Genomic DNA, 13,853 nt, shown 5'->3' on the forward strand with positions numbered 1-13,853 from the left:
AAAGTAGCCATAATTATTGATTCTAAGAGGATTATTCCCAACAGTGGTTTTCAAAATAAAAATAAAATTTGAAAAAGCGCCCTTGGTAAAAATGTAATCGCAATTTATTGTAAGTAAAATTTAATCAAAAACCTCGGGGCAAGCCTTCAAGGTATGTCCCGGTAATTATCGGGAGAATATTAATTTTAAAATTCGAAGCCAGCCCGCATGTTTGATTCAGGCAGCCTTTGGGGAAGCTGCCCGTCTGTTAGCGGGTTAAACCCTCAATGAGGGATTAAAGCGAAAGAGAGAAGGTGAATTTAAAGGAGAAATTTTCCTGAAAACTAGGTAAATGATAGGCTCCATATCTATAAGCTGCACTTAGGCCAAAACCAAGAAATATATTGTCGAGTTCCAAACCTGCTTCCGAAAAACCTTCCTTCAGGGATTTGAATTCAATATTTTGATGAGGCACCATGTTTTTGAAATCCCCAATCACATGCCGGGAAATAACAGAAAATTCCGGACGAATAGATTCACTTATGAAAATAGGGCGAAATCTATGTCTCATGTGAAGTGCAAGCTGGCGTTCACTGAAAAACTCATTGAAATACATGGTTTCGAAAACCAATCCACCTGCCACCGAAAACCGCCCCAGGATATCCGGACTATTGGGTTGGTTTGGCGAAGCGTGAAAGGCTTGTGTAAGCGGAAGGTCTCCAAAGCTTTGATGTCCATCCAGGGTGAATTGGGTTGAGGACTGGTTGATCCTGTTTATATGGTATTCCGCTTTCAAGCCTATTTTGGTGAAATTAAAATCTCCACCTAAAAAGTGGGCAAAACTCTGGGATAATTGACCGGTAAACTGCGGATATCCTTTTTCGACTATAACATGGCTTTCTGGAGTGCTTAAAAATTTGCTGAAAGGTCGCCATAAAACACCAATTTTTGCCTCGCTAATGGTAAAATCCCTATAAATTTTACCGTTATTCATAAAGGCATAATCTTGTATCTGAGAAATATCCTGGGTAGAAACCATAAGTTCCGTGTCTAAATCCGGTGCGAATCTGTGTTCAACTGAAGTTTGAAAAGTTTTGTGCCTGTAGAAATAATCTATACTTCCAAATCGGGGTTGAAAAAGGGAGAATTCACTTATACCTTTAATGTAATTATAACTGCCAATTTCCTGTATCCCTTTGCTGTAATTTGCATTAAGCCAGGTGCCGGTTCGTTGATTTAAGAGTGCTCCGGCTCCTATTCCATATTTAAATTCCCTGTCCTTAAATCCATACGCCAAATGACCTTCCATTCTGAATTTTTTGGAAAAATCCAGGTTTGTCATCCCTCCAAGTCCAAGCCTGATACCTTCATAGCGATTGTAATTCACAATTTGTCCCAGATCAAAGTCTAGAACTCCCAGTGGATAAAAACCATTGGAAATTGCTTTTTTTAGCTCGATCTTTCGCTCTATATCATACATTCGAATCATTCTTTCTACCCGTAAGGCAGTTAACTCATCTTCAAGTGTGAAAGGTTCCTGACGGTTCGCTTCCCAAAAATTTACAGATTTTCGGGATGCATCGTCCCTAACATAGATCGCAGGTTGAGATTTTTTTAGATTCAACTCCTCATTAAACTTCCTCTCATAATAGGTCGTGGTGGAAGATAGATATAGGTTTTTCTCAATTTCCCCGGTTGACAAAAAAGCATTGAGGATTGATTTTTTACGTTGTAAGGTGCCTACCGAAATACTTCCGCCAAAAACCGAAATGTCTTTCCCGCCTTTACCCGGTTTCAAGGTCACCGATTGGTTTGAAGGAAACCAGATAGTTTCGTTTTCGTAAAAATTGTAACTATGATCTATTTCCAGATCTACAGCTCCCAATAATTGAGCTTTCGCTTTTTGTATTGCGAAAGAAACGGTATCCAGGTATAATATCCCTTCCAGGCCTGCAACCGCTTTTTCGCGTTTTGGCTTAAAATAGATCACAAATGCCGGCCTGTTTTCATTTGTTACCGTATCCAGGAGCCTATAATTATAATTTTTTAATGCATTTTTACCCAAAGGACCGGCATATTCTGTTTTAAAAATCACGTAATTCTCCCTGTAAAGTGAAAAAGCCTGAACATTTAAAGATAAAATTTCATAGATGGGTTTTTTAAATCCAGCCGTTTTTATTCCTTCTACTATTTCTGTGTTAGAACCGGGTGCTTCATAAAGATGTGTTGATACCTTTTCAGAAAGAAAAGAACGTCCCTGATTGATTATGGTTTCTATATCCAGCTTTGTAGTATCTGTAACTGCCTTTAAATCCCGATTCTGATTATCGATAACTAATTTGTTATAACTCTTGTATTCAAAGCTTTTCAGCTGTTTTTCAGGATCATTTAAGGCCTTATTCTGAATTGCTTTTTTTATTATTTCGTTGGCCGGGTCTTTTTCAAAATGTACAACTTCTTTTAGGTTTTTTTCCCTCGGAAGGAGTTGAATTTCATAATATTTCTTTTCTGAAGAAAGTGAGATTTTTTGCGAATGAAAGCCAAGGTAGGTAACAGTAAACGCGGAATCTTGTGTTTCCACATTTAGCTGAAAAGTCCCATCTATATTTGTGAGTCTTGCATTTTCAGGAGAAAGTTGAACGGTGGCATAGGGAAGTGGATCCTGCGTTTCTGAATTTAACACAACTCCGGTGATGGTTTTTTGTGCAGAAACGGTTGGAGCGGAAAGAATAATCAATAAAAGCAGAAATAATCGCATATGATTATTAGTTCATCAAATTAGTTGGGAAAAGTAGTGTTTAAAAAAGATCAGCTTCATAATATTATATTAAATAATATGTTGAAGCTGATGTGATTTTGATTTAAGAAGATTATAATTTAAATTTTAAACGGTCATAATCTCTCTTTCCTTGTTCTCATAGATTGAATCTACTTTCCGCACATATTTATCGGTTAGTTCCTGAATGGTATCTTCCCCAATTTTAGCGAGATCTTCAGAGATTTCAAGTTTTTTTATTTCGTTGTTGGCAGCTTTCCGGTCATTTCGAATCCCTATTTTGGCTTCCTCAGCCTCAACTTTTGCCTGTTTAGCAAGGTCTTTTCTTCGTTCTTCGGTTAATGGCGGAACACTTATAATAACACTCTCACCATTATTCATTGGATTAAATCCAAGGTTTGCTACCAAAATCCCTTTTTCAATGTTCGGGATCATTCCTCTTTCAAAAGGTTGAATAGAAATGGTTCGGGCATCGGGTGTGTTCACATTGGCAACCTGGTTTAATGGAGTCATGCTTCCGTAGTAATCTACCATTACACTGCCCAACATAGCAGGACTGGCCTTTCCGGCACGAATATTAAGAAGTTGTTTCTCTAAATGCCTGATGGCATTTTGCATATTCTCCTCGGTACTTTCTATAATAAAATCTAATTCTTCACTCATTTTGTTAAACTTAAAGTTGAAAAAATTTAAGGTTTTTGGTTTTATAAATTCACTTTTGTGCCTATTTTTTCTCCGGTTACTACCTTTAACAGGTTTCCGGGAGTATTCATATCGAATACAATAATAGGTAATTCATTTTCGTGGCTTAACGTAAAAGCGGTTGTGTCCATCACTTTTAGGCCTTTTTTTAATACATCTTCAAAGGTGATGAAATCAAATTTTGTGGCAAGTTTATCTTTTTCCGGATCTGCCGTATAAATTCCATCTACGCGGGTTCCCTTTAAAATGATATCAGATTTTATTTCGATGGCTCTTAAGACGGCGGCAGAATCTGTTGTGAAATATGGATTTCCGGTACCACCTCCAAAAATCACGACGCGTCCTTTTTCCAAATGCCTGATTGCTCTTCTTCGAATAAAGGGTTCTGCTACAGAATTTATTTCGATGGCGGTTTGCAGTCTGGTTTGCACATTGGCGTTTTCAAGCGCGCTCTGTAAAGCAAGCCCGTTGATTACAGTAGCGAGCATTCCCATATTATCTGCCTGCACCCTGTCCATTCCTTTGCTTGCCCCGGCAACGCCTCTAAAAATATTTCCTCCGCCAATAACTATAGCAACCTCAATACCCTTTTCTATCACAGTTTTTATTTCCTGGGCATAATCTGCCAGTCTTTCGGGATCAATACCATATTGCCTTGTTCCCATAAGGGCTTCCCCGGATAATTTTAAAAGAATTCTTTTGTATTGCATAGTTATATTAAAGATAAGTTGTGCAAATATATGTAATATCTTAATTTGTAAAGAATCTCCGTGAAATGTTTCCGGAAAGTGGAGATCTTTTTTAAAAAGGTGCTTTAAATTTTTATTGCCCGTGACGAATTTAACCTGATTAAGAGCAGACTGTCAGGCTTAATATTGGCCGGATTTTTGCTATATTTGATTTTCAAAAAAAGAAAAAATATGTTTGGATATTATATCATTGCCGGGCTCATATTCATAGTGAGTTTATATGTAAGCAATAAGCTAAAGAGCAAGTTTAAGAAATATTCCCAGGTCCATCTTCAAAATGGCATGAGCGGAAAGGAAATCGCTGAAAAAATGTTACGTGACAATGGGATTACTGATGTAAAAGTTATTTCCACCCCAGGAATGTTAACCGATCATTATAACCCTGCAAAAAAAACAGTGAATCTTAGTGAATCGGTGTATACGCAACGCAATGCCGCTGCAGCTGCGGTTGCTGCCCACGAATGTGGTCACGCGGTTCAACATGCAACTGCTTACAGCTGGCTTACTATGCGAAGTCAATTGGTTCCTATGGTAAGTGTGGCTTCAAAATATTCACAATGGGTGATCATGGGAGGACTTTTGCTTATGGCTTTTACCGCTATGGGGAGCACTCTTTTACTGGTAGGTATCGTCTTGTTTGGGATGGGTACTTTGTTTAGTTTTGTGACGCTGCCTGTAGAGTACGATGCGAGCAAGAGAGCATTGGTATGGCTGGAAACAGAAAACATGTTGAGCCCTCGGGAACACGAAGCCGCTGAAGATTCCCTGAAGTGGGCAGCCAGAACATACGTGGTAGCTGCGGTGGGATCCCTTGCAACCCTGTTATATTTTGTTAGTATTTATTTGGGGCAAGACTAAAAAATAACATTTCAATAAAATAAGAAAGAGCTGCCCAAATAAGGCAGCTCTTTTTTATACCGGATTTCCGATAAATTTTTTATGCATTTTTGTTTTTAAACGCTTCCTTTTATCCCGGGAATACGCTCATCCAGGAGCTTTAATCCTAATCCTTCAGTTCCCATTAAATCAAATAATTCCAGAATACTTCGCATCGTTTGCTCTTCTTCCATTTGCTCATTCACAAACCATTGAAGAAAATGTTCCGAAGCAAGATCCTGCAATTTTCGGCATTTATAAACAATGTTATGAATGGATTTTGTGATGGCTATTTCCTGTTCCAGGGCCGTTTCAAAAATTTCTTCCAGGGAATTAAAATCGTGTGTAATTTTACTGACTTCCGGGGAATAAGCGGTGCCTCCGTTATCGTTTATAAACCTGAAAATTTTGAGCATATGCTCCCGCTCTTCAAGGGATTGATCATAAAAAAATTTTGCGCTGTTGTCCAGTGCATTGTGATCACAATAGGAAGCCATTGCCAGATATGCTGAAGAGGAATGAGCTTCTTTTTCTATTTGTTTATTTAGAAGATCCATGATTTCTACATGAATACTTAAATTTTGCCTTACCAGATCTTTCATTACTTATTTTTTCTAAAGTTAATAAAAACTTAGGCTTTTCCCTAAATTCTGAAGGAATTTAGAAACAGTCTAAAAGCGGTTTTTATGAAGTGGTAAATGAACCTAACAAACGATCATAGAGTTGATCTCCAAAGTGGTAAATGTATTATTAAGAAGTTCTTTAAGATCCAGAATTTCCAAGGTATTGAAGATGAAGAGATGCTCTTTGTTGCAAAGCATCAGGACTTCCATCCCATGTAAATTCCGGTCGTTAAAGTGGGTTTCAAGATCAATATTTATGAGTTTTTGCCGCAATGATAAAAGCTGACAAAAACTCATTTTAACCGTTTTATGATTAAAATCTACATAAAAGCAACGATTCCCGTCACTTTGATAGGATTTAAAAAACCGGGATTGATCGAGTAGTCTCATTTCGGGAGCGAAAATAATTCTTATTTAGAATAACTCCAAATATTAAATCTTAATTTGTCTTTTAATTTGTTGATTCAGGGAAATAAAAGTTTCGGTCCTTGAAACCCCTTCAATCGCCTGTATGTTTTTGTTTAGGACATTCATTAAATGCTCATTGTCCTTACAAAGAATCTTTAAAAAGATAGACCAGTTTCCGGTGGTATAATGACATTCTATCACTTCCGGAATTTCACTAAGCTTTTTTACAGCCTGGGGATTGCTAACGGCCTTATCCAGGAAAACCCCTACAAAGGCAAGGGTTTTATAGCCTAAAATCCTTGGATTGATTTGAAGTTTTGAACCTTCAATTAAACCTGCTTTTTCAAGTTTCCTAAGTCTTTGATGGATGGCTGCGCCACTAATTCCTATGCTTCTTGCTATTTCAAGGATGGGCTTGCGCGCATCTTCCATTAAAAAATTTAAAATGATCTTGTCAATACCATCGATGCTTACTTTTTCATCTGTTACTTTCATACAGGGAGATTTGGGAGGGACAAAAGGTACTTTACTTTATTCAATTTCCAACTGCTCCAAAGGGATTATAGCCCAAATATTCGGCCACTTTTTCGTTAAAAACAATTCCGTGGGATTCCAATTCTTTTAAAATTGGCTCATAAACCTCCCTGGTGATTGGGATTTGAACTCCCGGAGTTGTGATTTTTTTGTTCAAAATTGCCAGCGTTGCAATTCCAACGGGCAAGCCAACTGTTTTAGCCATGGCCGTATGGGTTTGATCTTTCCCAATATGAACCATCGTAGAATCTATCTGTTTCCTTTCCCCGTTGAGCTCATAACCAAATTTGTGATACATAACAATCATATCCTTATCATCTTCAGCCAGGGTCCATTTATCGGATAATATTTTCTGAAGAGCCTGCGCGGGAGTTGCATGCTCAATTCCTATTTTTTTATCGGCATTAAAAATATCCAGTTCTTCCAGTTTATTCCACATAATGTCATCCTGATCTATTTTTAAATTGTGCCGAAGTTTAAGCTCTACGGTATCTGTAGGGGAATAGGGAAGAAAGGAATTCACGAAATCCCGGTAACTCATATTTTCAGAATCGTGAAGCTGGTAACTGTCATCGGTCATCCCAAGTTGAACAAACATATTCCAGGCCCGGCTGAAACCAACCCTTCGAATGGTTCCCCGGAAAAGTGTTAATATATCTTCCAGACCATAAATGCTTTTATAATCCAGGGAATTCCTGTTGGCATAACCTTCAAATCTACCGTAGTCCTCAATGTTCAAAAATTCTGTCCTTCGGAATAAGCGATGATAAGGAATATACTTAAATTTTCCTTCCTGCAGGAATTCTGCAGTGCCACCCTGTCCGGCAACAACAACATTTCTGGGATTCCAGGTGAATTTATAATTCCAAAGGTTGGAATCGCTTTCAGGAGCTACAAGTCCGCCGGTGAATGATTCAAACATCAAAATTTTTCCTCCTTCATCTTTTATACGGTTTATCACCTGCATAGCGCTCATATGGTCAATTCCGGGATCAACGCCTATTTCGTTCATAAATATAAGTCCGTTTTCTTTTGCTTCTTTATCCAAAGCCTGCATCTCCTTGCTTACATAAGAAGCGGTAACCAGCGATTTTTTAAATTTTATACAATCCCTGGCAACTTCTATATGGAACCTTGCCGGAAGCATTGAGATTACAATATCGGCTTGTTTAATGGCAGATTGGCGGCTTTCGGTATCAAAAATATCGAGGTGAATTGCCGTGGCTTGTTCGTGATTATTGCAGAGTTTTATCGCCTGTTCGAGGTTAAGATCTCCAATAGTGATATGTAAATTCTCTTTTTTTGAATTATCCAATAGATAAGCTATTAGTGCTGCGGTAGATTTACCAGCACCAATCACTAATATTTGTCTCATAATAAAAATTTCTTAGTTAGTTTTGTAGGCATAATAAGTACGAATGTACTTAAATGTTTACACTAAAAAAACTAAACAATGGGCAGAAGGTTTTACGTTGCCGGATTTTTATTTGGATTAATCGGGGTAATTTTGGGAGCTTTTGCAGCTCACGGATTAAAACCTGTATTGACATCGGAATCTTTGGATTCTTTTGAAACCGGGGTGAGATTTCAAATGTATCATGCACTTCTCTTTATTTTGTTGGGAACGATTAAACCCTTGAACCATAGATTTTCAAATTGGATTTTTATACTGCTATTAGGAGGAATAATATTTTTCTCCGGGTCCATCTATTTACTCGCCACCAATTCTATGACAAGCTTTGATTTCACTAAAATCGTTCTCGTCACTCCTTTGGGAGGTAGTTTATTAATTGGCTGTTGGATGCTGCTTTTAATCTCTTTTCTAAAGTTAAAAAAGAAATAAAATAGCTGGTTTTCCCCCCTATCAATTTGAGATTATTTACTTTTGTAAGCCTAAACAAACACACAACTTAAACTTTTATGTTGGCAAATAATCAAATTACGAAAACGATTTCGTTAAAAAAGTACGGAATAAACAACCACAGAGTTCACTATCAACTTTCTCCGGAAGAACTTCATCAAATCACTATTGAGAAAAACCAGGGGGTTGAAGTAAATTCCGGTGCATTGGCAGTCAATACCGGGGAATTTACAGGCAGATCGCCCAAAGATCGTTATATTGTGAAAGATGATGAAACGAAGGATAAAGTTTGGTGGGGCGATATAAATATTCCTTTTGATGCCGATAAATTTGATGCTTTATATAATAAAGTGGCAGATTACCTTTCTGAAAAAGAATTATATGTAAGGGATTCTTATGCTTGTGCTGATGAAAATTACAGGATTAACATTCGGTCGATCAATGAATATCCCTGGTCCAATCTTTTTGCTTATAATATGTTTTTAAGACCTGAAGAATCGGAACTTAAAGATTTTAAAGAAGACTGGATCGTGCTGAACGCTCCGGGATTTAAATCAGATCCTGCAATAGATGGAACCCGCCAGGGTAATTTCTCCATTCTGAATTTTTCAAAAAAAATAGCGTTAATAGGAGGGAGTGGATATACCGGAGAGATTAAAAAGGGAATATTTTCTGCCCTAAACTTCATACTCCCGGTACATAAAAATGCATTGCCTATGCACTGTTCTGCGAATATAGGGCCGGATGATGATACCGCTATTTTCTTCGGTTTATCCGGAACCGGAAAAACAACCTTATCTGCAGATCCTGAAAGGAAATTGATTGGGGATGACGAACACGGATGGACCAAAGAAAATACCATTTTTAACTTTGAAGGTGGTTGTTATGCAAAAGTAATTAACCTGTCTAAAGAAAATGAGCCCGATATTTATAACGCCATCAAAAAAGGGGCAATATTGGAAAATGTAATTATTAATGAAGATGGGAGTGTAGATTATGGTGACAATTCCATTACTCCTAATACCAGGGTAAGTTATCCAATAGATCATATCGGCAATATTGCAAAGCCTTCCATTGGAAGAAACCCTAAAAATATATTTTTTCTTACAGCCGATGCTTTTGGAGTTTTACCTCCAATTAGTAAGCTAACTCCCGGACAAGCCGCATATCATTTTATAAGTGGATATACAGCTAAAGTCGCAGGTACCGAAGCTGGAATAAATGAACCGCAACCAAATTTCTCTGCCTGTTTTGGAGCGCCGTTTATGCCCTTACATCCTACCAAATATGCTGAAATGTTGAGCGAAAAGATGAAGGACGCTAATGTGAATGTTTGGTTGGTGAACACCGGATGGACCGGTGGGACTTATGGAACAGGAAGCAGGATGAAGCTTCAGTATACCCGCGCTATGATAAAAGCTGCACTCAAAGGTAACTTAGATGAGGTCTCCTTTTCAACGCATCCTATCTTTGGACTACACGTACCACTGGAATGTGAAAATGTGCCAACAGAAATTTTGAATCCCCGTCAAACCTGGAAGGATAAAGAAGCGTATGATGCCAAAGCAACAGAATTAGCTAACTCCTTTAAAGCAAACTTTAAAAAGTATGAGGAGAATGCAAATCGGGAAATTCTAGAAGGTGGACCATTAAACTAAAGAGATCTCATTAGTTATTTAAAAGGCCGGTAATTTTTAAAAATTACCGGCCTTTTAATATTGATATTGATAAGTTATATTATTTCTTATTGACTTCTTTTATATATTTCTGAAGAGCCATGCTCATTGAGGGGGTTTCAGGCGTGGGGGCCTGTATGTTTACTGTCAATCCATGATCCTTCGCAGCCTTTACAGTAGTATTCCCAAACACCGCAATGCGGGTATCTTTTTGTTCAAAATCGGGAAAATTCTCGAACAGGGATTTTATTCCGCTGGGGCTAAAGAACACAAGCACGTCATAATAAACATCCCGTAAATGAGAAAGATCACTAACTACGGTTTTGTAAAAAGTACCCTGCTTCCATTCTATACCTAATTTGTTTAAAATTTTGGGTACATCCGGCTTCAGCATATCTGAAGAAGGTAATAGGAATTTTTCGTTTTTGTATTTTTTGATATAAGGTGCTAATTCAGAAAAAGTACGCTTTCCAACATAAATTTTTCTTTTTCTATATACCACATATTTTTGAAGGTAATAGGCCACTGCATCACTCAAACAAAAATACTTTAAACTATCAGGTACCTTATAACGCATTTCTTCAGCAATTCTGAAATAATGATCCACAGAATTTCTACTGGTTAAAATTATCGCAGTATACTTGGAAAGATCAATTTTTTGTTGTCGAATATCTTTAGAACAAACTCCTTCTACATGGATAAAAGGAATGAAATCAATTTTCACCTTTTGCTTTTCTTCGAGCTCAGAGTAAGGTGAATTTTCCAACTTAGGCTCCGGTTGAGAAATCAAAATTGTTTTCACTTTCATAGATGGCTAATTTTTAATTCCCTTAGCTCCTTATAATTAGCTTGTATAAAATTATATAAGGGGCTATTTCAAGAGCGCAAAGGTACAAAATAAAATAGAACAAATTAAGTGTGATAAACCCCTGATTTTTGCTTAAAATTCTTACATAGCTAAAAACCCATGTGGCTGCTATAAAAGCTCCTGTCAAATAAAATGCCAATTTGCTCAGATTGCTGGAATATACAAGGAATATTGAAATAATAAACAGTCCTAAAGAAATGAAATTTCTATAGCTGTGTTTTTGAAAAAGATAATTTTCTATTGCTTCATCAAGGTCAAAAATGTTACCAATAATTTTTTCTACGGTAACCTTAAGCAGAACCAAAAAACCATAAGCTGTGAAAATTCGTAGAAATAAAATACCTGTTTTTTGCACTTCAGGATCGATAAATGCACGGTAAAGCACAAAAATAAATATGGATGCTATAAGCAAATGTATAATCAACATCAGGACATTAAAGCCAAAAAGTGCTTTATGTTCCCTGGATTTGATTACCATATATTTTCCGGAGGAGAAAAGGGCTGTAAAATCCTCAAACCTGTATGGGTAAAGTTGTTTAGCAATTACAAGTAATAATAACACCAATAAAATAACTAGCGTCATTAAATCGTTGGGTGTACTATATCTTTCTATTATTTCCAAAAATAAATTTTTTATAAAGGTATCATTAATACGTTAAAAGTTGGAAGCAAATTTGAAGTTGCTAAGCGCAAAATTAGTTACATTTGCCCAAAAAACAGGGCATGTCTCATGGGATTATTATAATACCAACATATAACGAAATTGAGAACATCGAGCGTTTAATAAGAAATATTTTTTCTTTGCAGCGCAAGTTTCATATCTTGGTAGTAGATGATAATTCACCAGATGGCACCGCAGCGATGGTGAGGGAATTACAGTCTGAATTTTTTGGAGCTTTATTCCTGCAGGAACGCGAAGGAAAACTGGGGTTGGGAACTGCCTATATCTATGGATTTAAATGGTCCCTGAAAAGAGATTATGAGTATATTTTTGAAATGGATGCCGATTTCTCTCATAGTCCAAACGATCTTATAAGGCTTTATAACACCTGCGCCAAAAAAGGGGCAGATATGGCGATAGGCTCCCGCTATGTTACTGGAGTTAATGTTATAAACTGGCCGATGAGCAGGGTGCTATTGTCCTGGTTGGCATCTAAATATGTCAGGGTGATAACGGGGATGGATATTCACGATACCACAGCTGGATTTGTTTGCTATAAAAGAAAAGTGCTGCAAACAATTGATTTGGATAAGATACATTTTGTGGGGTATGCCTTTCAAATTGAAATGAAATTTAAAGCATATCTGCATAAATTTGAAATAATGGAAATTCCTGTGATTTTTACCGACAGAACCAGAGGAACTTCCAAAATGAGCGGAGGAATAATTTCTGAAGCAATATTTGGGGTAATTAATATGAAATTAAAAAGTCTTTTTAATAAGACGACGAAGTGATGAAAAAGGTTTTAATCAAGAATGCGCGTATTGTTAACGAAGGGATAATCAGGGAAGGTGATGTATTTATTGAAAATGGTATTATTGCTGAAATAGCCGACAGTATTAGCGCTAAATCACCTGATGTAAATATTATAGATGCAGAGGGGAATTTTTTGATCCCCGGGGTAATAGATGATCAGGTTCATTTCAGGGAACCTGGACTTACACATAAGGAAACTATAGAAGCAGGGTCGCGGGCAGCTGTTGCCGGTGGAATAACTTCATATATAGAGATGCCAAACACCTTGCCGCAAACAACTACTATGGAAAAGTTGCAGGAAAAATTTGATATGGCTAAAAAATCTTCCTACGCAAATTATTCATTTATGTTTGGTGGTACGAATGATAATCTTGAAGAAATCCTGAAAATTGATCCTAAGACCACTGCTGCCCTTAAATTATTTCTGGGTTCCTCTACAGGAAATATGCTGGTGGACGACCCAAAAGTCCTCGAAGAGATCTTCACCAAGTCCCCTGTAATGATTGCAGTGCACTGTGAAGATGAGGCAACTATTAAAAAAAATCTGGAAGAATGCATAGAGCGTTATGGAGATGATATTCCTATTGAATTGCATTCTAAAATAAGAAGTGAAGAAGCTTGTTATATTTCTTCTTCTAAAGCGGTAGCGCTGGCTAAAAAAACAGGAGCTCGATTGCATGTTTTTCATCTTTCAACAGCAAAAGAAATCGCTCTTTTTGATAATAAGAAACCTTTAAAAGATAAAAAAATAACTGCCGAAGTTTGTGTGCATCACCTTTGGTTCAATGATTCCGATTATCAGAAAAAAGGAACCTTCATAAAATGGAATCCTTCCATAAAAACCAAAAAAGATCAGGAGGCTTTGTTGCAGGGTCTTTTAGACAATTATATCGATGTTGTGGCAACAGATCATGCCCCGCACACAAAAGAAGAAAAGAAAAATGTTTATACCAAGGCTCCAAGTGGGGGACCATTGGTGCAACATGCACTTCCTGCAATGCTTCAGCTACATCATCAGGAAAAGATAAGTCTGGAAAAAATTGTAGAAAAAATGTGCCATAATCCGGCGATTTTATATCAAATTGAAAAACGTGGATTTATTCGTGAAGGCTACAAGGCCGATCTTGTATTAATCGACCTGAACTCTCCCTGGGCAGTACAACCAAGCAATATTGTTTACAAATGTGGTTGGTCTCCTTTTGATGGGGTTACTTTTAAATCCAGGATCACTCATACCTTCGTAAATGGAAATTTGGTTTACAACAATTTTAAGTTTCCGCCATTTACAAATGTGGCCGAGCAATTAACTTTTGACCGAAAATAG

14 protein-coding genes are annotated in these 13,853 nt (G+C 37.2%); 5 read left to right on the forward strand and 9 right to left on the reverse strand.

All coding sequences use genetic code 11. The features are described from left to right. Positions 1-274: 274 nt before the first annotated feature. The 3 genes from ACKGJN_RS04230 to pyrH form a co-directional block, all read right to left on the reverse strand. Positions 275-2,737: a DUF5686 family protein gene (locus tag ACKGJN_RS04230; RefSeq protein ID WP_409538181.1), complete on the reverse strand. Its 2,463-nt coding sequence runs from the start codon at positions 2,735-2,737 to the stop codon at positions 275-277. 126 nt (positions 2,738-2,863) lie between these two features. Beyond that, positions 2,864-3,418: a ribosome recycling factor gene (gene frr / locus ACKGJN_RS04235; RefSeq protein WP_409538182.1), complete on the reverse strand. Its 555-nt coding sequence runs from the start codon at positions 3,416-3,418 to the stop codon at positions 2,864-2,866. A 41-nt stretch (positions 3,419-3,459) separates the two neighbouring features. After that, positions 3,460-4,167 (reverse strand): UMP kinase, encoded by a 708-nt coding sequence (gene pyrH, locus ACKGJN_RS04240; RefSeq protein WP_409538184.1) that lies wholly within the window; start codon positions 4,165-4,167, stop codon positions 3,460-3,462. A gap of 210 nt (positions 4,168-4,377) precedes the next feature. On the opposite strand from pyrH, the gene ACKGJN_RS04245 reads away from it, so the two are divergent. Further along, entirely contained in the window at positions 4,378-5,064 is a 687-nt protein-coding gene (locus tag ACKGJN_RS04245; protein ID WP_409538185.1) for a zinc metallopeptidase, read from the forward strand. A gap of 95 nt (positions 5,065-5,159) precedes the next feature. Here the strand turns inward: ACKGJN_RS04245 and ACKGJN_RS04250 are convergent, their stop codons facing one another. From ACKGJN_RS04250 to ACKGJN_RS04265, 4 genes are all read right to left on the reverse strand, one after another. Next, positions 5,160-5,684 (reverse strand): ferritin, encoded by a 525-nt coding sequence (locus ACKGJN_RS04250; RefSeq protein ID WP_409538186.1) that lies wholly within the window; start codon positions 5,682-5,684, stop codon positions 5,160-5,162. 102 nt (positions 5,685-5,786) lie between these two features. Next, positions 5,787-6,002, reverse strand: coding sequence for a hypothetical protein (locus ACKGJN_RS04255; protein ID WP_409538187.1), 216 nt, complete (start codon positions 6,000-6,002; stop codon positions 5,787-5,789). A gap of 135 nt (positions 6,003-6,137) precedes the next feature. Then, on the reverse strand, positions 6,138-6,608 hold the full coding sequence (locus tag ACKGJN_RS04260; RefSeq protein WP_409538188.1) for an Lrp/AsnC ligand binding domain-containing protein: 471 nt from the start codon (positions 6,606-6,608) through the stop codon (positions 6,138-6,140). A gap of 40 nt (positions 6,609-6,648) precedes the next feature. Next, positions 6,649-8,022 carry a saccharopine dehydrogenase family protein gene (locus tag ACKGJN_RS04265; protein WP_409538189.1) on the reverse strand — a complete coding sequence of 458 codons (1,374 nt, stop codon included), beginning with the start codon at positions 8,020-8,022 and terminating at the stop codon, positions 6,649-6,651. Between the two features lie 78 nt (positions 8,023-8,100). Here ACKGJN_RS04265 and ACKGJN_RS04270 point away from each other — a divergent pair, with 78 nt between their 5' ends. Both ACKGJN_RS04270 and pckA read left to right on the forward strand, forming a co-directional pair. Then, positions 8,101-8,490, forward strand: a complete 390-nt coding sequence (locus tag ACKGJN_RS04270) for a DUF423 domain-containing protein (RefSeq protein ID WP_409538190.1) — start codon at positions 8,101-8,103, stop codon at positions 8,488-8,490. 77 nt (positions 8,491-8,567) lie between these two features. Further along, on the forward strand, positions 8,568-10,166 hold the full coding sequence (pckA, locus tag ACKGJN_RS04275) for a phosphoenolpyruvate carboxykinase (ATP) (RefSeq protein ID WP_409538191.1): 1,599 nt from the start codon (positions 8,568-8,570) through the stop codon (positions 10,164-10,166). A 79-nt stretch (positions 10,167-10,245) separates the two neighbouring features. Here pckA and ACKGJN_RS04280 read toward each other — a convergent pair whose 3' ends face one another. Together ACKGJN_RS04280 and ACKGJN_RS04285 are read right to left on the reverse strand one after the other, a co-directional pair. After that, entirely contained in the window at positions 10,246-10,992 is a 747-nt protein-coding gene (locus ACKGJN_RS04280) for a uroporphyrinogen-III synthase (RefSeq protein ID WP_409538192.1), read from the reverse strand. Between the two features lie 22 nt (positions 10,993-11,014). After that, positions 11,015-11,674 carry a DUF4271 domain-containing protein gene (locus ACKGJN_RS04285; RefSeq protein ID WP_409538193.1) on the reverse strand — a complete coding sequence of 220 codons (660 nt, stop codon included), beginning with the start codon at positions 11,672-11,674 and terminating at the stop codon, positions 11,015-11,017. A gap of 101 nt (positions 11,675-11,775) precedes the next feature. On the opposite strand from ACKGJN_RS04285, the gene ACKGJN_RS04290 reads away from it, so the two are divergent. Then, positions 11,776-12,507 (forward strand): polyprenol monophosphomannose synthase, encoded by a 732-nt coding sequence (locus tag ACKGJN_RS04290; protein ID WP_409538384.1) that lies wholly within the window; start codon positions 11,776-11,778, stop codon positions 12,505-12,507. Then, positions 12,507-13,853: a dihydroorotase gene (locus ACKGJN_RS04295; RefSeq protein ID WP_409538194.1), complete on the forward strand. Its 1,347-nt coding sequence runs from the start codon at positions 12,507-12,509 to the stop codon at positions 13,851-13,853. Before ACKGJN_RS04290 ends, ACKGJN_RS04295 begins: the two co-directional genes overlap by 1 nt.

The organism is Gillisia xinjiangensis (assembly GCF_046298265.1).
In the GTDB taxonomy this organism is placed as follows: domain Bacteria; phylum Bacteroidota; class Bacteroidia; order Flavobacteriales; family Flavobacteriaceae; genus Gillisia; species Gillisia xinjiangensis.